We start from the raw sequence: 21,331 nt of genomic DNA on the forward strand, positions 1-21,331 counted from the left end.
CGATCAGTAAACGTCGCGCAGGTAGCGTTTCTCTTTCTTCAGCTGATCGACATAGTCCGCAGCACGCTCGGTAGAGAGACCACCAAACTGACGAACCACTTCATACAGCGCATTATCCACATCCTTCGCCATACGTGAGGCATCACCACAGACGTAGAAGTACGCTCCTTCCTGCAGCCATGCATAAAGCTCTGCGCCCTGTTCCAGCATCCGGCTCTGTACGTAGATCTTCTTCTCCTGATCACGCGAGAACGCCAGATCCAGACGGGTCAGCAAGCCGTTATCCCGCCAGGCCAGCAGCTCATCCTGATAGATAAAATCATGTTCCTGATGCTGATCGCCGAAGAACAGCCAGTTTTTGCCCTGCGCGCCGGTTGCCTGGCGCTCCTGCAGGAAGGCACGGAATGGGGCGATACCAGTACCCGGTCCCACCATGATCAACGGTGCGCTGTTATTGGCAGGGACGCGGAATGCTTTATTGGGTGAGATAAAGATGGCGGGCTTCTCACCACGACGCACGCGCTCGGCCAGATAGGTCGAGCAGACGCCACCGCGATTACGGCCGCCACTGTGATAACGCACCGAGGCAACGGTCAGATGTACCTGGTTAGGGTGTGCTTTAGAACTGGATGAAATAGAGTAAGCACGATGCTGCAGCGGGCGCAGCAGGGCAACAAACTCAGGCACCGCCAGCGTGCGTGTCAGCTCAAGCTGCAGCAGGTCGAGGGTATCTTTGCCCCACAGCCAGACGCCCAGTGCATCTTTATCATCATGCTGTAAGACATGACGCAGTTCCTGATTGGTCGTGTTCTGCCCAACCCATTCGATTAACTTGCGTGACGGCTCAGAGATTTCAAACTGATAGGTCAGCAGGTCGCCGAGGCTGCGGTCAAAGCCAGGTACTGGTGTCTGGTAATCAGCATTAAGCTGCGTCAGCAGCAGGCTGACCAGTGACGGCTCGTTGACCGGAATCACGCCCAGCGCATCGCCCGCTTCATACTTCAGGCCGCTGTCCGACAGGTCGAATTCGAAATGACGAATATCTTTGGCTGACTGCTCGCCTGACAAACGCTTGTTGGTGATCAGCGCGGCGGCATACGGATTCGATTTGTTACTGCCTGGGATGACTGGCGCTTCAGGCGCGCTCTCCAGCACAGTGCCGCTGCTGCCTGCGCTGGCGGCAAACTGTGGCATTGAGCTGTTCAGCCACTCGCTGGAAGGTTCTTCGTAGTCGATATCACAATCGATACGATCAACCACGCGTTTCGCACCCAACTGCTCAAGGCGCATATCAATGAACTTGCCTGCCTGACAGAAGCCATCGTAGCCGGTATCGCCAATCGCCAGTACGGCGAAATGCATCTGCTCCAGACGCGGTGCGGTACTGGCAGAGATCGCATCCCAGAACAGCTGTGCGTTGTCCGGCATCTCACCTTCACCATAGGTCGAGGTGACGATCAGCACATGACGCATGGTGGCAAACACGTCGAGATCGACATCGCCCAGCGCCTGCACCACCGGCACCAGGCCTTTCGCACGGGCAGATTTTGCAGCAGTCTGCGCCAGCGCTTCGGCATTGCCGGTCTGGGAGCCGTAAAGAATATGCAATTGCGTGGTCGCGGCTGCGCCTGTACCCGCGGCAGGTTGCTGCTTGTCTTCTAATACCAGCAAACGGGAGTGAAGCCCCGCGAGAAAGCCAGCCAGCCAGTACTTCTGATCGCCATTAAAAGGTGCATCTTCTGGAATATAAGGAATTTTCATGGGTACTTTTACTCAATCCCGTTCTCGCCCGATATCAGTGGCGTTCTCCGGTCTGAAAGCGGTTCCGCCTCCCCGCGCCGCAGCGTGTGCAGCATGGGAAAGCGGTTCAGCCTCTGTCCGGTACAACGATTAATCCGGGCAATGATCAATTAATAATATTCAGTTCAGCCTGATCAGTTTCACTGTCAGGAGAGTTTACCCACCGCAGCGGCGATTTCCGGCAATGCCGCACGTGCAAACAGCTCTTCAAAGTCAGGCAGGTGGCCCAGCACTTCCCGGTTACAGGCATCCTGATACATGATCCAGCCGTAGGTCGCCAGACTGTCCATGGAGCGGATGTTACGTTGCGTCAGCGCCGCTTTGTAATCTGACATGCGTTTGGTACCGATCAGACTCGCCAGTTCGTCATCGCTGTAACTCTCGATGGCCGAACGGGCATGACGCTGCAGCTTGCTCACCAGCGAAAAGTCTTCAGTCATCAGCAGATTACGCACCGCTTTTTCCACCGCCGCATCTTCAACAGGTGTACCTTTCGGCAACTTTGCCAGTGCCAGCTGCTGGGCAAAACTCAGCACGGTGTAGTTGTTCAGCAGGACAAACATCTCCTGCGTATCGGTTGCGCCATAAGCCGGGACGGCACCGTTGGCGATGGTTTTACCCTGACGCCACGCGGCTTTGAATTTCGCTACCTGATGGCCTGCCAGTGCTGTCGACAGCTCTTCGAGCAGATCTTTACGGCTCTTGGCTTTGAGGATCTCGCCGCCATCCTGATAGAGCAGCAGCGAGCGCGGCATCACGTAAACAAAATGGTGACACTCGGTTTCCCAGTTCTCCAGCAGCCAGGCGGCACGCGGCGATTTGGTCGCTTCCAGATGCCAGTTCAGCATGGTCAGCACTGCCTGCTTGTGCACCTGCGCCATCTCATCCTGATCGGCAATCGAGCCGAACCGCACTGAATCACCGGCAGCGTGACTGGCCAGCGATCCATACGGATCGTACTGGTAAGCAAAGCCGCCGCTCATGCCGTTGCCAAATCCTTTACCAAAGGTGCCCAGGTTAAGAATGGCACCGTTAGTCATGTATTCGCAGCAGAAGTCACCGACGCCTTCAACCACGGCCGTTGCGCCTGAGTTACGCACCGCGAAGCGATCACCAGCCTGACCCTGCACGAATAGACGTCCGCCAGTTGCGCCGAACAGCGCAAAGTTACCAATCAGCACGTTGCCGTCGCCATCCTGCGCGCCGCCGCCCGGTGACATGACAATCAGCTCACCGCCACACTGTCCCTTGCCGACGCCATCATTACAGGTGCCGTAGTGGGCCAGCTGCATGCCATCGTTGCAGAACGCGCCAAATGACTGACCAGCAGAACCGGTGGTGGAAATTTTTACGCTCTCAGGGGCCAGATAACGGCGGCCGCGATCGTCGGTCATCACCGCAGGCATCGCCTGCAACTGCGCCGCACTCAGTTCATGGTTCAGCATGCGTTCAATGTCGATCGCTAACTGGCCGCCCACACTTTTGTTGCGGTTGTTCAGCACGATGCCGTTGCCCAGTGCGACGTCGGTATTGCCCTGATCGACCAGTGCTGATTTCAGCTGCTCAACCCAGCCGTCATCCAGCTCAAAATCTTTTTCCAGATAAACCGGCTTGTCGATTTTCAGCTCAGGTACCACGGTCAGCATGGCGCGTAAGTCGAGTTTGCCGACTTCCAGTGGATGATCCATCAGGTGCAGCAGGTCAGAGCGACCTCGAGCCTCACGCAGGGAACGCAGGCCCATGCGAGCCAGAATCTCACGCACTTCATGTGCCACATTGAGGAAGTACTGTGCCAGCTGACGCGGATCGCCATCAAAGGCTTCGGCATTAGTGGTTAAACCAGCAGGGCACTTAACGTTGCAGTTTTTCGCCATCACGCATTTCAGCATCATCAGCGCCGTCGTACCGAACTCAAAACTGTCACCGCCCAGCAGAGCAGATTTCACCACGTCGCTGCCGGTCTGCTGCGCGCCAGAGCAGCGCAGCTGCACTTTATCGCGCAGGCCGTTGGCGCATAGCGCCTGATGGACTTCAGCGATGCCGATTTCCGCCACGCGTCCGGTATATTTCAGGCTGGTCACCGAGGCAGCACCGGTACCGCCGGTGTTTCCCGCGACGTTAATCACGTCTGCACCGGCTTTGGCTACGCCAACCGCGATGGTGCCGATCCCTTCAGAGGAGACCAGTTTGACGATAACGCGTACCCGCGCCGCTTTGCAGTCGTGGATCAGCTGCGCCAGATCTTCGATGGAGTAGGTATCGTGATGCGGCGGCGGCGAGACCAGTTCAACGCCAGGCGTACCGCCACGGGCCGCAGCAATCTCGACGGTCACTTTGGCCGCCGGTAACTGACCACCTTCGCCAGGTTTCGCACCCTGACCAATTTTAATCTCCAGCTCTTCCAGCATCGGATCCGCCAGATAGGCAGCCCAGACGCCGAAACGCCCCGAAGCCAGCTGTTTGATACGGGAGGCACGGATGGTACCGTGACGGGAATAATGCTCGCCGCCTTCACCGCAGTTACTCATGCCGCCGACCATGTTGGTGCCGTGTGCGACCGCTTCATGAGCCGGAGCGACCAGTGCACCATGGCTCATTGCCCCGGAAGCAAAGGTACGGGTAATTTCGCAGGCTGGCTGCACTTCACTTAGCGGCAGTGAGGGCAGGGTAGTAAAAATACGTGACAGATAATCTGCCGCTTTACCGTACGCCGTCACTTTCAGACCGCCAGTGACCACGTCGCTGCTCTCGATATCGTCGCCGAAGCGGGATTTCAGGGCGCGGGACAGGTTCTGCAAACGTTCACTCTCTGGCTTCAGCCCCTCAATCGCATCGGTCAGACGCAGCATAAAGTGATTCAGGCTGCCATCTACCGCTTCACACTCCATGCCGCGAATAGCAAAGCCGTTGTTGGTCAGTGAGTAGCGCCCAAGCTTACGGCGGAACTCCGCTTCGCTGTCGATGTGGGTCAGGTCAGCCGGGAAGGTCAGGATGTCGCGCAGGGCCGCCGGGCGACGTTTACGCTCTTCATACATCAGACTTGAGAACTGGCGATAATCGGCCGTAATCGCAAAGTTGTTGATCACGTCATCCGGAATGCGCTCGAAGCTGCTGTCCTTAAACGTCTCTGGCTTGATGCCAAAGGCGTTATCCAGTTTTGCCAGCGTCATCAGTCGGATGAAGTTGTCCTCTTCGCGCGCTTTGTCGGCAAAGCGAATCGGCTCTTCAGTCATGTCGATGAAGGTGCGCACGGCGATGGTACCGTAGGAGTGACCGGCGCCTTCGGCACGCTCTTTGAACAGGCCCAGCAACGGCACTTCAGACTCGCCCTGAATCTTCAGCGCGCTCTGATGCCAGTCAACGGCCATTGCCGCGATGGCTGCAAAGCCTGCGCCACCCACCGGGGTTTTGATATTCGGGAAATACTTTTTCAGCACCGGATCATCAGTGTTGAGGAAGTTAGGCTCAAAGAATTCACCGCTGCTGTAACTCTCAACGGTACAGAGACCGACTTTGCCCATGGTTTTCATCAGGGCTTTTTCAGCGGCTTTGGCATAGCGCTTAAAGGCTTTGTTACCTTCTTCACCTTCACCAAATTTCTCCTCTGCACGCATCTGTACACCCAGTGGATAGATAGCGGAAGCTCCGAAGCCGAGGGTGGCAGCTATGTGATGCGAGGAGATGCTCTGGCCGCTTTCCACTACCAGAGAAACATCCAGACGCAGACCTTCCTGCACCAGGCGCTGGTTGATGGCAGAAACCACCAGCAGCATCGGGATTGCGGCGTGCGTTGACGAGATGTGACGATCGGTAAGCACGGCGATGCCACCCTGTGCACGGGCAAAATCCACTACCTGTTGCGCCAGGTCATCAATCGCTTTTTCCAGCGCATTGGCGTTCGCGGTGGTGCTCAGCAGATCTTTGCCGATTACCGGCTCATAGAGCATTTCAAAGCGCGCATAAGGGGCGATGGTCTGCTCGCGCAAACGCAGCATATCAAGATGGCTGAGGATGGGGGTCGGTACCACAATCTGACGCCCCTTGCTGCGGCCCAGATGGGGTTTCGCACCCAGCGCGACACGCAGCGTCATGCCATCCACTTCGCGGATTGAGTCCAGCGGTGGGTTGGTAACCTGAGCAAAGCGCTGAGAGAAGTAGTGCGCCATGCCGCCTTCATGATCGGATAAACCGTTAATGGCGTTACCGTAACCCATCGCGGAGATTTTCTCTGCGCCGGTATTCAGCATCGGGTCCATCATGAACTTGAAGCTTTCCTGATTGTAGTAGTAAGCCACAAAGCGCTGATAGGTTTTCAGATCGCCGCGATAACGAAGTGGTGAACCCTGCTGTTCAGCCGGGATCTCAGGCAGATCGTCAAGACCGACGCGGGCTTCACGCAGCAGCGCCGAATAATCTTTCTCTGCAGCCAGTTTTTCCAGCGCCTGCAGCGTGGTGTAGCTGCGTTTTTCACGATGATCGAAATAGAGCATGCCGCCTGCTTCGATACGGCCACGACGCAACACGCTTTCCGGTGGGAAGGCGATCTGGCCGGCTTCTGACATCGCCCCAATATACTCCGCCGTTTCAACTGAACGCAGTGGACGCAGGCCAAGACGGTCAAGGCGGGCACCAATTACTTCGCCGTTGCCGAAGATCAATGCCGCCGGCCCGTCGTTTTTCTCTTCATAAAGAGAGAAATACTCCAGCATGTCACGCACTTCTGCTGGCAGTGAACTGTCGTTTTCCCAGGCGGGCGGCATCATTGAAACCACGGCGGTGATGAGATCGAGATTATCTTCCATCAGACGGCTGTGGATACTCTGATCCAGACGTGAGCTGTCGGACTGACCTTTCGGCCGCACGATTTTCTTGCCACGGGCCAGTGCCAGTGCGGACTCAGCGATGCGGTTTTTACGGTCCGTGTTCAGCTCACCGTTATGTGCCATCAGGCGAAACGGCTGGGCCATCGTGGTATGCGGATCGGTGTTGGTGGAGAAGCGGGTATGGAAAAACAGCCCGCGCACCTGATGATCAGGATCGGTCAGATCTTTGAAGTAGGGGATCACTTCATTGGAGTTCAGACGAGCTTTAAACACCTGGGTACGCGACGACAGCGACAGCGGATAGAGGCCACCAAATTCACTTTCGGTAAACGCGCGGGCTTCAATCGTTAACAGGGCGCGGTAGATGCGTTGTTCGAAGTCGTTCTGGTCAACCACGTCCTGTGGCGCAGTGAAAATCCACTGCAGAATCGGTAACTGAAACTGTACGGCGGCCGGACGGGTCACGCTGCTGTCGAGCGGCATGTCACGCTTCATGATCACCGGCAGGCCAAAGCTACTGAGTGTCTCATCTACCAGACGTTCAGCATTCGCGCGCAGCGCAGCATCTTTCGGCACAAAGAAGTTGCCGACGCCAAAGCGGCCTGCTTCCAGCGGCTGGCCGGTAATCTTGCGGAAGAAGTGCAGGGAAAGGTCAACGTTGACCCCCGCGCCGTCGCCAACGCCTTCCGCTGACATACCGCCGCGGTGAGGTACCGTGCACAGGGCGCTATGCGCCATCTGCAGAATTTCGTGGGTCTGCTCGCCGTCCTTGCGCGTAATGAAACCTACACCACAGCTGTCACTGCCTGCTGTCGGATCATACAAGCCATAGGATTGAGGTTTTTTAGTGGACATTGAGGGTCTCCTTAACTGCTTTGACATTACCTGCACTGTTTCAGGGTCTGAGCGCAACGAGCGCTATCATTTTCATCGCCATGCTCTGTCGAGCGCGCGTCATAGCCCTGAGCATTTCTCTCCAGACATCGATAAAACGTCCTTAATTGAGCTGCTCTCTGATTTCCGGTCTCTTAAAGGAGATGACTTAAACCGCGCGGGAGTCTTCTTGTTGCATAGATATGCCGAGACAATGGCCCGTCTGGAAAGCTTTCAGCGGATTTCCAACTTATCGGGAAAGCGTAATCAGGTCAAATAGGGCGGTCAGACAAGGTAAATAGGTGTTTTATGTGATTAAGTTTATGAATTAATGGGTTTTTAAGGTTTAAAATGTATCACTCTGTAGCCTGGCGATCGGCCCATAAATGTGAACTGACTCACTGTAGTGCAGGCGTCAGATCTCTGCACCATGCTGGTGACGGGGTGTTAGACAGCATTAAATGCTGTTCAGAACCGTTGATGCATAGCATGTATCTGTTTTTCTTATGTCCGTCTATTTGAATGAAACAGCGGTTGGTTATAAGAAAAATTAATCAACACGGGCGTGCTTAAAACAGCATTTAAGTTGAATGGGTATGCATGTAAACAAGGTGTGCCTGCGCAACAGGACATTGCCAGGATATTGAAAACAGGCCATACGGCGAAATCACGGATTCGATGGCGGCATTACAGATTATTCATTTGGCACAATCAGTCAAGGGTTTTAAGCCCTTTGTCCTTAACGTCGCCGATCGGCTATGCGAATGCACCATAAAAGCGCATTTGATCCCGTATCTCCACGCGACGTGCCGGGACGCCAGCAGGCTAACTACGCTATTATGAGGCTGTTTCTCTTCCAGGGAGTTGTTATGAAACAAATTCGTCTGTTGGCGCAGTACTACGTTGATTTAATGGTCAAGCTTGGGCTGGTGAGGTTCTCACTGTTGCTGGCATCTGCGCTGGTGGTGCTGGCGATGATTGTCCAGATGGCGGTTACGATGGTACTGCGGGGTCATGTCGAGAGCATTGACGTGGTGCGTTCGGTCTTCTTCGGGTTGCTGATTACGCCCTGGGCGGTCTATTTTCTGTCGGTGGTGGTCGATCAGCTGGAGGAGTCGCGTCAACGGCTGGCACGGCTGGTGGATAAGCTGGAAGAGATGCGAACCCGCGACCTGGAACTGAACCAGCAGATGAAAGAGACCATCACGCAGCTGAATCAGGAGATCAGCGATCGTAAGAAGGCGGAGCTGGCTCGCGAACAGGTGATGGACAAGTTGCGTGAAGAGGTGACGCGTCGCGAGCAGGCACAGATTGAGCTGGAGCAGCAATCCTCCTTCCTGCGCTCCTTCCTGGATGCTTCGCCTGACCTGGTTTTCTATCGCAACATTGATAAGCAGTTCTCCGGCTGTAATCGCGCGATGGAACTGCTGACCGGTAAAAGCGAAAAACAGCTGATTGGCCTGACGCCACGCGATATCTACGACGATGAAGCGGCAACGAAGGTGCTGGAAACGGACGAGAAAGTGTTCCGTCATAACGTCTCGCTGACCTATGAACAGTGGCTGCAATATCCCGACGGGCGCAAAGCCTGTTTCGAGATCCGTAAAGTGCCTTATTACGACCGCGTCGGTAAGCGCAGCGGACTGATGGGTTTTGGTCGCGATATAACGGAGCGTAAGCGCTATCAGGACGCGCTAGAGAACGCCAGCCGGGAGAAGACCACCTTTATCTCTACGATCAGCCACGAGCTTCGTACGCCGCTTAATGGCATTGTCGGCCTGAGTCGCATTCTGCTGGATACCGACCTTAACCAGGAACAGCTGAAATATCTGAAGACCATCCACGTCTCTGCCATCACGCTGGGCAACATCTTTAATGATGTGATTGAGGTGGACAAAATCGAGCGCCGCAAAGTGCAGCTGGATAATCAGCCCCTCGACTTTACCGGTTTCCTCGCCGATCTGGAAAATCTTTCCGGCCTGCTGGCCCAGCCAAAAGGACTGAAGTTTGTGCTTGCGCCGCAACTGCCGCTGCCGCATATGATTTCGACGGACGGAACGCGTCTGCGTCAGATTCTGTGGAACCTGATTGGTAACGCCGTGAAGTTCACTCAGCAGGGCGAAATCGTGGTGCGGGTAGTCTATGAGCAGGACGAAACGCTGCGCTTTGAGGTGCAGGACTCCGGTATGGGTATTCGTCAGGAGGAGCAGGATAAGATCTTTGCGATGTACTATCAGGTCAAAGATCAGCATGGCGGTAAACCGGCGACCGGCACCGGTATCGGGCTGGCGGTTTCACGTCGTCTGGCGCAGGCGATGGGCGGTGACATCCGCGTACACAGCGCACCAGGACAGGGATCATGCTTCACGGTTGAGATCAAAGCGCCACGCATTGCTGAAGAGGTGGAAGATGAAGGCCTGGACGACAGCCTGCCACTCCCGGCGCTGCACGTGCTGCTGGTGGAAGATATTGAGCTGAATGTGATTGTGGCGCGCTCGGTGCTTGAGAAGCTGGGTTGCAGCGTCGAAGTCGCCATGACCGGTAGCGAAGCGCTGGCGATGTTCGACCCACTGGAGTTTGATCTGGTGCTGCTGGATATTCAACTGCCCGATATGACCGGACTGGATGTCTCGCGTGCGATTCGCCAGCAGTATCAGGGAACGCATCTGCCACCGCTGGTTGCGCTGACCGCCAACGTGCTTAAAGACAAAAAAGAGTATTTCGATGCGGGAATGGATGATGTCCTGAGCAAACCGCTGGCAGTGCCGGCCCTGACCGCAATGATCAAAAAATACTGGGATTATCAGGCAGATTCGGAAGAGGAAACCGCAGATGCCAGCGACGACAAAACCCGGATGCTGCTGGATGTGGCGATGCTCGAACAGTATATCGAGCTGGTTGGTCCGGGCCTGATTACCCAAAGCCTGACGATGTTTGAAAAGATGATGCCGGACTATCTTGCTGTGCTGGAATCGAATCTGATGGCGCGCGATCAGAAAGGCATTGCTGAAGAGGGGCACAAGATTAAAGGGGCGGCGGGTTCGGTCGGGCTGCAGCGTTTGCAGATGCTGGCGAAACAGATTCAGAGTCCTGAATTACCGGCGTGGTGGGACAACGTTGTTGAATGGATTGACGAGCTGAAGCATGAGTGGCGACACGATGTGCAGGTATTGCGCGACTGGGTGGCAGAGCAGGGTCAGTCATATCCCGGAAAAAAATGACCCCAGCCGAGGCCGGGGTGCGCGAATACTGCGCCAACACCAGGGAAAGCATTGCGGCCGCTATGATTTGAATAATTAATGCAGCCGCAGGGTATTGGTTAACACTGACATCACCTTAGCAAATTCATCTTCTCATGCGACAAGATTCATTAAAATTTGTGATATTGAGCAGCGTTTAAATACAGAAAACATTAATTTGGCAACACAGTCAAGCAAGGAATCATTTTCTCTGCTGCGTTGCTTATATTTTAATCAAATTTGCGGTTTTTTGTGTGGTTTTGACGCGGCTCAGCTCCAAAGCAAAGGCTGAGCCGCAGTAAATTAAGCTGGCATTAACATCTGCCTCCTGAGGCAGGCTAACGCGCTGATATTGCAAGTGACCGCCCTGAAATGACACGAATTATCCAAAACGATTTGGAATGATAAAAAAGAATCTAAAACTTTGCCCTTTCATTGCGCTGACATCATTGTGCTTGCTGAAAGTCACCAGGGCCATAGCAACGTTGAGTGATGCTGTTAAGCGCTGTTTATTTATACGTTATAAGCATGATTCTGTTTAAGCTTTGGGCGGCTCATCATTCATAAAATAATAACAGTTAAGCATAATGAATGATTTGAACCGGTGCTTATTATCCATTATTAAGTGTTTATCTGGAAAGATGCTAAGCAGTAGCCATAAATGGAACCGATTCCTTTTTTCTGGAAGTCCTTGAACTATTTCGAACTGTTGCAGCATTTTGATGCAAAATGATTGAATAAAGTCTGGAAACCGTTGTGAGGTTTTCAGCGATATTTGTGGAAAAGCTGCTTTTCTGGCAGTGATTACATGAGTGATTGATTAACGTCTGAAACAAGTGTGGGAAGATTGCATGAACAAGCATAAAGGAAGCGTCGGACAGCGTATCAGACGTATTATTGGTCGTATCCTGCTGGTGTGGCTGGGCGTATGGCTGGCGGGAATATTACTCTTTTCGTTCTTACCGGTACCGTTTTCAGCGGTGATGGCTGAACGCCAAATTAGTGCCTGGTTACACGGTGACTTTAGTTATGTCGCCCATTCTGACTGGGTCGGACATGATGAGATTTCGCCGTGGATGGGGCTGGCCGTTATCGCCTCCGAAGATCAAAAGTTTCCGGACCACTGGGGGTTCGATGTCGCGGCGATTGAATCTGTACTGGATAACAGCGATAGCCGGATGCGCGGGGCGTCCACATTGTCACAACAGACAGCCAAGAATCTGTTTCTGTGGGATGGCCGCAGCTGGGTGCGTAAAGGTCTGGAAGCGGGGCTGACAGTAGGGATTGAGACAGTCTGGACGAAGCGACGTATTCTGACCGTCTATCTTAATATTGCAGAGTTCGGGCCGGGTATCTTTGGCGTTGAGGCAGCTTCACAGCGTTATTTCCACAAGCCAGCCAGCCGGCTTACTGCAGCCGATGCTGCTTTACTGGCGGCGGTTCTGCCTAATCCTATCCGTTATCGTGCTGCTGCACCTTCAGGCTACGTCAGAGAGCGACAGCAGTGGATAATGCGTCAGATGCGCCAGCTTGGCGGTGAGGGCTTCCTGCAGCGTAATAAGCTCGACTAAGCCTTAGTCTTCATCAAAACCCGCTTCAAACAGCTCAATGACTGCTGCCAGCGCCGGGATCTCCTCCGGGCCGCTGGCTTCAATCTCTATGTGTCCGCCTTTAGCCGAGTCGAGCATCAGCAGCGCAATCACGCTGCTGGCTTCGGCTTCTGTGCCCGCTTCGTTGCGCAGCAATACTTCGGCATCGAAGCTCTGCACCAGCTCAAACAACTTCATCGCCGGACGGGCGTGCATGCCTAGCTTATTTTTGATTTCTACAGTTTGTCTGACGGTCATGATTTGCGCTTTTCCAGCGTGCGATGGCGTGACTGTACATTCTTACCGCGCGAACGGAAGTAATCCGCCAGCTGTTCTGCAATATACACTGAGCGGTGTTTGCCACCAGTACAGCCAATTGCCACGGTAAGATAGCTACGGTTATTGGTCTCCAGCATCGGCAGCCAGAGTTCAAGATAGCTGCGTGTCTGGTAGATAAAGTTGTGCACTTCAGTGTGGCGGTCAAGGAATGCCGCGACCGGACGATCGAGGCCGGTCATCGGGCGCAGCTTAGGATCCCAGTGGGGATTGGGCAGAAAGCGCACGTCAAAGACATAGTCAGCGTCAATCGGAATGCCATGCTTGAAGCCAAACGACTCAAACACCATAGTCAGCTCACGTTCACGCTTGCCCAGCAGGCGGGTACGCAGCATCTCTGCCAGCTCATGCACTGACATCTCTGAGGTGTCGATGATCAGGTCGGCACGTGAACGCAGCGGCTCCAGCAGGTCGCTCTCTTCATCAATCGCGCTCTCTAGTGACAGGTTTTTGCTGGAGAGGGGATGCAGACGGCGCGTATCGCTGTAACGACGAATCAGGGTATTGCGATCGGCGTCGAGAAACAGCAACTGAGGTGAAAATGTGTCAGGCAGATTATTCAGCGCGGTTTCAAAAATTTCCGGGGATTCAGGCATGTTACGGACGTCGATGCTGACCGCCGCCGAAATATTGCGTTCCGCCAGCGAGTTGGCTAACTCAGGCAGCAACACGACCGGCAGGTTATCAACGCAGTAGAACCCCATATCTTCCAGCGCACGGAGCGCCACTGACTTCCCCGAGCCTGAACGACCGCTAACGATCATCAGCACCATGACCTTCTCTCCCGTTTTAAAACCGGCACCGGGCCGGTAAAGACGCGTTACTGCTCTGTCTGGACTTCCGTAATAATGGCATAGAGTTCTTCATCACTCTGCGCAGCACGCAGACGACGACAAACCGTTTTATCTGCCAGACGTTTTGCCACCAGTGAAAGGGTGTGCAGGTGTGTTTTGCACTGGTCAGCCGGAACCAGCAATGCAAACAACAGATCGACCGGCTGGTTGTCGACGGCATCAAACGCAATCGGCTGCTCGAGGCTGATAAATACCCCTACCGCACGCAGTGTATCCTCTTCCAGCTTGCCGTGAGGAATGGCTATTCCGTTACCAATACCGGTACTGCCCATACGTTCGCGGGTCAGAATCGCTTCGAAAAGCGTCTGGTGCGGCAGGTTGAGCTGCTTAGCGGCCAGTTCGCTGATGATTTCCAGCGCACGTTTTTTGCTCTGGCAGTGTACGCCGCTGCGGGTGCAGTCTGGCGAAAGCACTGTGCTCAATTCCAGTGTAAGATCGTTGTTCATTATCGTTTCACTTGCGTGTTCACCAGGCCATTCACCGCCAGCGCCCTGATATGTGCGACAAACGGCGCTTGCTCAGATGACAAAACGGGGCGGATTATCCGCCCCATACTGTCGGCTCTGCGCGCCATGCGCGCGTAGCTAGCGTGAAGGTTAGTGTTTTTTCAGTTTATCTTTGTGTTTGGTCAGCTGACGGGCGAGTTTATCAATCAGCCCATCAATTGCCGCATACATATCTTCCGCTTCGGACGTGGCGTGCAGCTCGCCACCGTTCACGTGGAGTGTTGCGTCAGCCACCTGTGTGACTTTCTCAACCTTCAGGACAATATAGACCTGATTGATATGTTCAAAATAGTGTTCCAGTTTGGCAAATTTACTGTTGACGAATTCACGCAAAGGTGGCGTGATTTCAACATGTTGCCCGGTCAGGTTCAGCTGCATAGGTCTTCCTTCTCATTTCTTTCAAACCAGTTGTTTACGCTGGTTCGATGGCGGGATGGATAAAGACTCACGATATTTGGCGACGGTACGCCGTGCCACCATGATCCCCTGATCAGATAACATGGAGGTCAGTTTACTGTCGCTCAAGGGTTTGGCTGGGTTTTCCGCCGAAATTAATTTCTTCACCAGAGCCCGGATCGCGGTAGAGGAGGCTTCGCCGCCACCTTCCGTATTAACGTGGCTGGAGAAAAAGTACTTCAGTTCAAAAATGCCACGCGGGCTGTGCAGATACTTCTGCGTGGTAACACGGGAAATGGTCGATTCATGCATCTCAACGGCCTGGGCGATATCGGCCAGCACCATCGGACGCATAAATTCTTCACCCTGCTCGAAGAACGCCTGCTGCTGCTCAACGATACAGCGCGTGACTTTCAGCAGCGTGTCATTACGGCTTTCCAGACTCTTAATCAGCCAGCGCGCTTCCTGCAGATTACTGCGAATGAACTGACTGTCGCTGTCATTGCGCGTTGCGCCACCCATTGCCGCGTAGTGCTGATTAATCTTCAGACGTGGCAGGCTGTCGGCATTGAGTTCAACCGTCCAGCGGTTGCCAACCTTACGTACCAGCACGTCGGGGATAACATATTCCGGCTCGCCAGTGTTGATCGACTGACCCGGACGCGGGTCCAGTGACTGAATCAGCAGCATCGCCTCTTTCAGCACCTCTTCTTTGAGGCGCGTGACGCGCATCAGGCTGCGGAAGTCGTGATTGGCCAGCAGATCGAGATGTTCGCTGACAATCAGGCGCGCTTCAGCCAGCATCGGTGTCTCTGGTGCATACTGCGAAAGCTGAACCAGCAGACAGTCACGCAAATCGCGTGCGCCCACACCAATCGGGTCAAAACGCTGGATACGTTTCAGCACCGCCTCAACCTCATCCGCTTCAAGCTCATCGTTGCCAATGCTGTCGAGGATCTCCTCAAGCGAGACGGTGAGATATCCGGTGTCATCAATAGCATCGACGATAGACGTCGCGATTGCGCGGTCGGTATCACTGAAAGGCGTCAATTCGACCTGCCACATCAGGTAATCCTGCAGTGACTGCGTGGTTTCACCCTGATAGACAGGTAACTCATCATCCTGATAATCGGTACCCGTGCCGGAAGGGGTGCCAGCGGTGTAGATTTCATCCCAGGTGGCATCCAGCGGCAGCTCATCAGGCATCTCTTTCTGCTCAAGCGCTTCACGTGTATCCAGCGCTTCGGCTTCCGACGATTCCCGGGAGTCAATCTCATCATGCAGATCGGTCTGCTCAAGCAGTGGATTACTTTCCAGTGCAAGCTGTAACTCCTGCTGGAGTTCAAGCGTGGAGAGTTGCAGCAGACGAATCGCCTGCTGCAATTGTGGAGTCATTGCCAGCTGTTGGCTGAACCTGAGTTGTAAACCTTGCTTCATAGACAGGATGGTAGTTCCCAGGTAAACATCGGTATTAACGACACCTTATCAGAGTCTGAACTCTTCACCCAAATAAACCCGCTTAACCTGCTCATCCGCAAGAATTTCATTGGGTGTACCATGCGCAATCAGGTGGCCCTGGCTGACGATATAGGCCCGCTCACAGACCGCTAACGTTTCGCGTACGTTGTGGTCGGTAATCAAAACGCCGAGGCCGCTGTCACGCAGATGCTCAATGATCTTCTTGATGTCGATAACGGAGATAGGGTCGACCCCGGCAAAAGGTTCATCCAGCAGAATAAACTTTGGATTGGCAGCCAGCGCGCGGGCAATCTCAACACGACGTCGTTCACCACCCGACAGTGCCTGACCCATGCTGTCGCGCAGGTGCTCGATGTGAAACTCTTCCATCAGCTCACGGGCGCGATCCTGACGTTGCTCTTCGGTCAGGTCATCACGAATCTGCAGTACCGCCATCAGGTTATCGTAGACGCTGAGGCGACGGAAAATCGATGCCTCCTGCGGCAGATAGCCGATGCCACGGCGCGCACGTGCATGCAGCGGCAGGATACTGATATCTTCATCATCAATAACAATGCGGCCCGCGTCACGCGGGACAATACCTACCACCATGTAAAAGGTGGTGGTCTTACCGGCCCCGTTCGGGCCGAGCAGGCCGACAATCTCGCCGGACTTTACCTGCAGACTGACATCTTCTACCACGCGACGGCCTTTATATGCCTTCGCCAGGTTTTCTGCGATTAATGTGGCCATAGCTATCAGTTACTCTTCTTTCCGCTGTTGGACGAACCTTTATCCTGAAGTTGCGACGGCACCAGGACGGTCGTGACGCGCTTGTTCTGGCCCTGGCTGTAAGCCTGCATTTTCTGCTCTTTTACCAGGTAGGTAATACGATCACCTTTGATGTTGCTGTCCTGCTGTTCAATGAACGCATTGCCGGTCAGTTCAACGAAATCGTTAGCCAGTTCGTAGTGCAGTTTTGAGGCATGGCCCTGAACCGGCTTACCGCTGTCTTGCATCTGATAGAAAGTGGCAGGATTACCGTAGGCGTCAACGATGGTTTTCTTGCTGTCGCCGCCCGGACGGGTCACCACGACTTTGTCCGCCGTGATTTTGATAGAGCCCTGCGTCACGATGACATTGCCGGTAAAGGTCGCGACATTGCCCTGCAAATCCAGCGCCTGATTCTGCGAGTCAATATTGACGGGCTTGTCCGAGTCACCGGTCAGGGCCAGCGCCGGAACGCTGGTTGCCAGTAACATACTGGCCAGTAAAATCTTCAGGCTATTTTTGTTCATTTTGAATTTCATAAGAGGTTTTGACCTTCTCGATTAACTCGGCGTTTTTTGTCCGTAAATTGCCGCGCATTTTCATGCCGGTGGAGTTAAAGCTGCGGCCATACAATGTCACCTGGTCATCAGAGGTAACGTCCTGAGTGACAAGGTTAATCTGTGCATTATCGGTTTTGATCCGCTCAAGCTGGGAATCCTGCGTCAGCGTATTCAGCTCAACATGGCCATACAGATAAAGCATACGATCTTTGGTGAGCTTTGCTTTATCTGCGCGTAACGTCCAGGTGGGAACTTTGTTCTCATCAAAGGTGGTCATTACCGGATTGTCGAACCAGCTCAGCTCGTCATCCGAGAAATAGGTCACTTTGTCAGAGACCAGTTTATATGACAGCGCGCCCTGCGGGTTATACACCACAGTGTGAGAATCGTCACTGGTATAGGTCGGCGACTGACCATTCGTCCCGACTGGCGTGCTATCGCCATCCTGGTTGGTAAGATTCCAGCCGATCAAAACCAGTGCAATCAAGGTCAGAATCAGCGTTATCCAACGCCTGCTTTTACTCATACTGATTGCCCTTTGGCATCCTCAAATTTGTTCTGCGCCATTAAGATCAGGTCACATACTTCGCGTACTGCGCCGCGTCCACCCGCAATCCGCGTGACATACTGCGCGCGCGGCAACAGAATCGGATGTGCATCCGCTACTGCCACGCTTAATCCCACTTTCGCCATAACCGGCCAGTCGATCAGGTCGTCACCGATATAGGCGACCTGCTCATCAGAGAGAGACAGTTTATCCAGAAGTTCACGATAGGCCAAAAGCTTATCGGATTGTCCCTGATAAAGATGACGGATGCCGAGCGTTTTGCAGCGATCTTCCATCAGACGGGCATTGCGGCCGGTAATAATAGCCACTTCCACATCGGCGGTCAGTAAACAGCGTACACCGTAACCATCCCGCACGTTGAAGGCTTTCAGCTCTTCGCCATTGTTCCCCATGTAGATCACCCCGTCGGACATGACGCCATCGACGTCGCAGATCAGCAGACGAATGTTGCTGGCGCGCGCCATGACGTCAGCACTGACCGGTCCATAGCAGGTGTCAATCGTGGGAATTGCCTGTTGCATTTTCTTTTCCTGTTCAGACTACGCCAGCGCGCAGCATGTCATGCATATGTACCACACCGAGCAGATGATCGTCATCGGCCACCAGAATCGAGGTAATGTTTTTGGTCTGCATCAGGTTCAGGGCTTCAACCGCCAGCATATTTGGCCGGACGCGGATGCCACCTGGCGTCATCACTTCCCCGATAGTGGCGCGCTGAAAATCGATGCCCATATCAAAGATGCGGCGCAGGTCACCATCGGTAAAGATACCTTCAATTTTCATCAGACCGTCGACAATGACCGTCAGTCCCAGATTTTTGCGGGTAATTTCCAGCAGCGCATCACGTAGTGAGGCGTCACGGGTGACGTGCGGCAGCTCATCGCCGCTGTGCATGATATCGGATACATGCAGCAGTAGTTTGCGGCCCAGCGCTCCGCCAGGATGGGAGAGGGCGAAATCTTCCGCCGTGAATCCACGCGCCTCAAGTAACGAAACCGCCAGCGCGTCGCCCATCACCAGTGTGGCTGTGGTGCTGGTGGTTGGCGCAAGGCCTAACGGGCAGGCTTCCTGGGGAACATGGACACACAGATGCACATCGGCAACCCGGCCCATCGCGCTGTCAGGCCGTCCGGTTATGCAGATCAGCGCAATATGCTGGCGTTTTAACACCGGAATCAGCGCGAGGATTTCGTTCGACTCACCGCTGTTGGAGATGGCGATCACGACATCATTTTTGCTCACCATGCCCAGGTCGCCATGGCTGGCTTCGGCCGGATGAACAAAAAACGCTGGCGTGCCGGTACTGGCAAAGGTCGCCGCCATTTTTTTGCCGATATGACCAGACTTGCCCATGCCCATCACCACCACTTTCCCCTGGCAGGCGTAGATCAGGGCGCAGGCGCGGGCGAAATCGTCATTAATATATTGATCGAGCTGTTCCAGTCCTTCACGCTCAATGCGCAGGACGTTTTTTCCCGCCTGCTGAAAATCAAAAGCTGTTGGTTGCTGATATGACATAGTGAGTCTGTCCTTGTTAGCCGTCCATGAATGCCGGCTGCATCCACAGCAGCGTCACCCAGACGAAGAAACCACAGAGTAAAATCAGGCCGGCGATGCGGCCAACGCGTCGGCGACGCAGCAGGCAGAGCAGGGCAAACAGCACGCTGACCCCCAGCATCACCCAGTAATCACGGGCAAAGGCGTGATAGTCGATACTGCCGGGGTGAATCAGCGCCGGCAGGCCCAGCACGATAGCAATATTATAAATGTTGGCGCCGATCAGGTTGCCGATCGCGATATCATCTTCACCTTTCAGTGCACCGGCAATCACCGTCGCCAGCTCGGGCAGGCTGGTGCCCACGGCGATAAGCGTCAGGCCCATCACCAGTTCGCTGACGCCAAAGTAGTCGGCAAAGGCGGTGGCATTGTCGATCACCATCCGGGTCGACATCGGCAGGATAATCAGCGCGACGGCCAGCCAGAGAAAGGCCACCGTATTTCCGCTCTCTTCGCGGGGCAGCTCGGCCAGCTGCTCGCGCGTCAGGGTGTCGTTGTTGTCCCGTTCTGCTTTACGCGCAATGCGAATCACCACCATCAGATAAATAGCGGCGATGGCGATCAAGCCAATTCCATCCAGTCGACTAAGCTGATTGTCAAACAGCATGAATCCGCTGAGCAGGGTAACCAGCAACATCAACGGCAGTTCACGACGTATCAGATTAGAATGAACGCTGAGTGGATGCATTAGCGCAGCGGCACCGAGAATGAGTAAAATGTTGGTAATATTCGAGCCAAGCGCGGTACCAACAGCCAGATCCATCTGGCCATGCTGGGCCGCAGAAAAGGAGAGGATCATTTCTGGCAGCGAGGTGCCTATGCTGACAACGGTCATGCCAATGATCAGTGGCGGGATGCCAAATGATCGACACAATATAGAGGCGCTAAACACCAGACGATCGGCACCATATGCCAGTAAAAGCAAACCGATAATCAGCAGTGCAGAAGCTACGAACATGAAAAATCCTTGCGTAAAAACCCAGGTCGGCAATGCCTTTCCCGACCGGTTTAAGGTTCTGTTTGGCGAGACAGCCGCTGATTTTGACCGTCTGAACGGCAAAAGTAAATTTAATGACCATTTTCGCCAAATCTTAGCGGTAAGTTTCTGTAAAGCTATCGTGAATCAGGACCGAACAGGCTACCATCGTACCCCATGTTTACGCCCGATCCTTACAAGAGGTAATAATGATCCAGCAGCAAACGAATCTGGTTGAGGTTCGTGGCGTGAGTTTTTCGCGCGGAGATCGCACCATCTTCGACGACATTTCGCTGACCGTGCCAAAAGGCAAAGTGACGGCGATAATGGGACCGTCGGGAATAGGAAAAACCACTCTGCTACGCTTGATTGGGGGGCAACTTCAGCCAACTAGCGGGGAAATCTTTTTCCGTGGCGAAAACATTCCGTCATTGTCTCGCGCTAAATTGTACGAAGCGCGCAAAAAGATGAGCATGCTGTTCCAGTCTGGCGCGCTATTTACTGACTTAACGGTCTATGAAAATGTCGCCTGGCCGCTGCGCGAACATACCCGTCTTCCCGCACCTATTCTGCACAGCACGGTATTAATGAAGCTGGAAGCCGTGGGTCTGCGTGGTGCAGCTCAACTTAAACCGGCTGAGCTGTCGGGCGGAATGGCGCGTCGTGTGGCGCTGGCGCGCGCGATTGCCCTTGAACCGGAGCTGATCATGTTCGACGAACCCTTTGTCGGTCAGGATCCCATTACTATGGGCGTGCTGGTAAAATTGATCGACGAACTTAACCATGCTCTGGGCCTGACCTGTATTGTGGTCTCGCACGACGTACCGGAAGTACTGAGTATCGCGGACTATGCCTATATCGTGGCCGGACAAAAAATTATCGCACACGGCACCACGCCGGAACTGCGAGAGAATAATGACCCGCGCGTCCGCCAGTTTATTGATGGCGATGCGGATGGTCCGGTTCCCTTCCGTTTTCCTGCCGGCGACTATCTCGCTGATTTAACCGGCTCAGGGAGTAACTAA

General features: G+C 54.1%; 17 protein-coding genes. 4 read left to right on the forward strand and 13 right to left on the reverse strand.

Annotation, left to right across the window (positions count from 1 at the left end; all coding sequences use genetic code 11):
- Positions 1-3: 3 nt before the first annotated feature.
- On the reverse strand, positions 4-1,761 hold the full coding sequence (locus tag AC6I8J_RS01975; RefSeq protein ID WP_222924699.1) for a sulfite reductase subunit alpha: 1,758 nt from the start codon (positions 1,759-1,761) through the stop codon (positions 4-6).
- Between the two features lie 185 nt (positions 1,762-1,946).
- Positions 1,947-7,478, reverse strand: coding sequence for a glutamate synthase-related protein (locus tag AC6I8J_RS01980; protein WP_253420820.1), 5,532 nt, complete (start codon positions 7,476-7,478; stop codon positions 1,947-1,949).
- A gap of 887 nt (positions 7,479-8,365) precedes the next feature.
- On the opposite strand from AC6I8J_RS01980, the gene arcB reads away from it, so the two are divergent.
- Together arcB and mtgA are read left to right on the forward strand one after the other, a co-directional pair.
- Positions 8,366-10,717, forward strand: coding sequence for an aerobic respiration two-component sensor histidine kinase ArcB (arcB, locus tag AC6I8J_RS01985; RefSeq protein ID WP_161731782.1), 2,352 nt, complete (start codon positions 8,366-8,368; stop codon positions 10,715-10,717).
- Between the two features lie 869 nt (positions 10,718-11,586).
- Positions 11,587-12,306, forward strand: a complete 720-nt coding sequence (gene mtgA / locus AC6I8J_RS01990; RefSeq protein WP_161731784.1) for a monofunctional biosynthetic peptidoglycan transglycosylase — start codon at positions 11,587-11,589, stop codon at positions 12,304-12,306.
- Positions 12,307-12,309: 3 nt separating this feature from the next.
- On the opposite strand, the gene npr is transcribed toward mtgA, so the two are convergent.
- From npr to AC6I8J_RS02045, 11 genes are all read right to left on the reverse strand, one after another.
- Entirely contained in the window at positions 12,310-12,582 is a 273-nt protein-coding gene (npr, locus tag AC6I8J_RS01995; protein WP_010251923.1) for a PTS phosphocarrier protein NPr, read from the reverse strand.
- Positions 12,579-13,433 (reverse strand): RNase adapter RapZ, encoded by an 855-nt coding sequence (rapZ, locus tag AC6I8J_RS02000; protein ID WP_010251920.1) that lies wholly within the window; start codon positions 13,431-13,433, stop codon positions 12,579-12,581. The genes npr and rapZ overlap by 4 nt, the downstream gene beginning before the upstream one ends.
- A gap of 47 nt (positions 13,434-13,480) precedes the next feature.
- Complete coding sequence (ptsN, locus tag AC6I8J_RS02005; RefSeq protein WP_013359876.1) at positions 13,481-13,960, reverse strand: PTS IIA-like nitrogen regulatory protein PtsN; 480 nt, start codon at positions 13,958-13,960, stop codon at positions 13,481-13,483.
- A gap of 150 nt (positions 13,961-14,110) precedes the next feature.
- A complete protein-coding gene (gene hpf, locus AC6I8J_RS02010; RefSeq protein WP_161731786.1) occupies positions 14,111-14,398 on the reverse strand; it encodes a ribosome hibernation promoting factor in 288 nt (95 codons plus the stop codon).
- Positions 14,399-14,419: 21 nt separating this feature from the next.
- Positions 14,420-15,853 (reverse strand): RNA polymerase factor sigma-54, encoded by a 1,434-nt coding sequence (gene rpoN / locus AC6I8J_RS02015; protein ID WP_161731788.1) that lies wholly within the window; start codon positions 15,851-15,853, stop codon positions 14,420-14,422.
- A 48-nt stretch (positions 15,854-15,901) separates the two neighbouring features.
- Positions 15,902-16,627 carry an LPS export ABC transporter ATP-binding protein gene (gene lptB / locus AC6I8J_RS02020; RefSeq protein ID WP_009092467.1) on the reverse strand — a complete coding sequence of 242 codons (726 nt, stop codon included), beginning with the start codon at positions 16,625-16,627 and terminating at the stop codon, positions 15,902-15,904.
- A 5-nt stretch (positions 16,628-16,632) separates the two neighbouring features.
- On the reverse strand, positions 16,633-17,184 hold the full coding sequence (gene lptA / locus AC6I8J_RS02025; protein ID WP_033731276.1) for a lipopolysaccharide ABC transporter substrate-binding protein LptA: 552 nt from the start codon (positions 17,182-17,184) through the stop codon (positions 16,633-16,635).
- Entirely contained in the window at positions 17,159-17,731 is a 573-nt protein-coding gene (lptC, locus tag AC6I8J_RS02030; protein WP_161731790.1) for an LPS export ABC transporter periplasmic protein LptC, read from the reverse strand. The genes lptA and lptC overlap by 26 nt, the downstream gene beginning before the upstream one ends.
- Positions 17,728-18,294, reverse strand: a complete 567-nt coding sequence (kdsC, locus tag AC6I8J_RS02035) for a 3-deoxy-manno-octulosonate-8-phosphatase KdsC (protein WP_161731792.1) — start codon at positions 18,292-18,294, stop codon at positions 17,728-17,730. Before kdsC ends, lptC begins: the two co-directional genes overlap by 4 nt.
- A gap of 13 nt (positions 18,295-18,307) precedes the next feature.
- On the reverse strand, positions 18,308-19,291 hold the full coding sequence (kdsD, locus tag AC6I8J_RS02040; protein ID WP_161731794.1) for an arabinose-5-phosphate isomerase KdsD: 984 nt from the start codon (positions 19,289-19,291) through the stop codon (positions 18,308-18,310).
- A 16-nt stretch (positions 19,292-19,307) separates the two neighbouring features.
- Positions 19,308-20,288 carry a calcium/sodium antiporter gene (locus tag AC6I8J_RS02045; protein WP_033731280.1) on the reverse strand — a complete coding sequence of 327 codons (981 nt, stop codon included), beginning with the start codon at positions 20,286-20,288 and terminating at the stop codon, positions 19,308-19,310.
- Here AC6I8J_RS02045 and AC6I8J_RS02050 point away from each other — a divergent pair.
- On the forward strand, positions 20,287-20,544 hold the full coding sequence (locus tag AC6I8J_RS02050) for a hypothetical protein (protein ID WP_222924694.1): 258 nt from the start codon (positions 20,287-20,289) through the stop codon (positions 20,542-20,544). The genes AC6I8J_RS02045 and AC6I8J_RS02050 overlap by 2 nt on opposite strands.
- Positions 20,516-21,331 carry a phospholipid ABC transporter ATP-binding protein MlaF gene (mlaF, locus tag AC6I8J_RS02055; RefSeq protein ID WP_150011839.1) on the forward strand — a complete coding sequence of 272 codons (816 nt, stop codon included), beginning with the start codon at positions 20,516-20,518 and terminating at the stop codon, positions 21,329-21,331. Before AC6I8J_RS02050 ends, mlaF begins: the two co-directional genes overlap by 29 nt.

The sequence above is a fragment of the Pantoea sp. X-Soil-ISGK-355 genome (genome assembly GCF_059730805.1).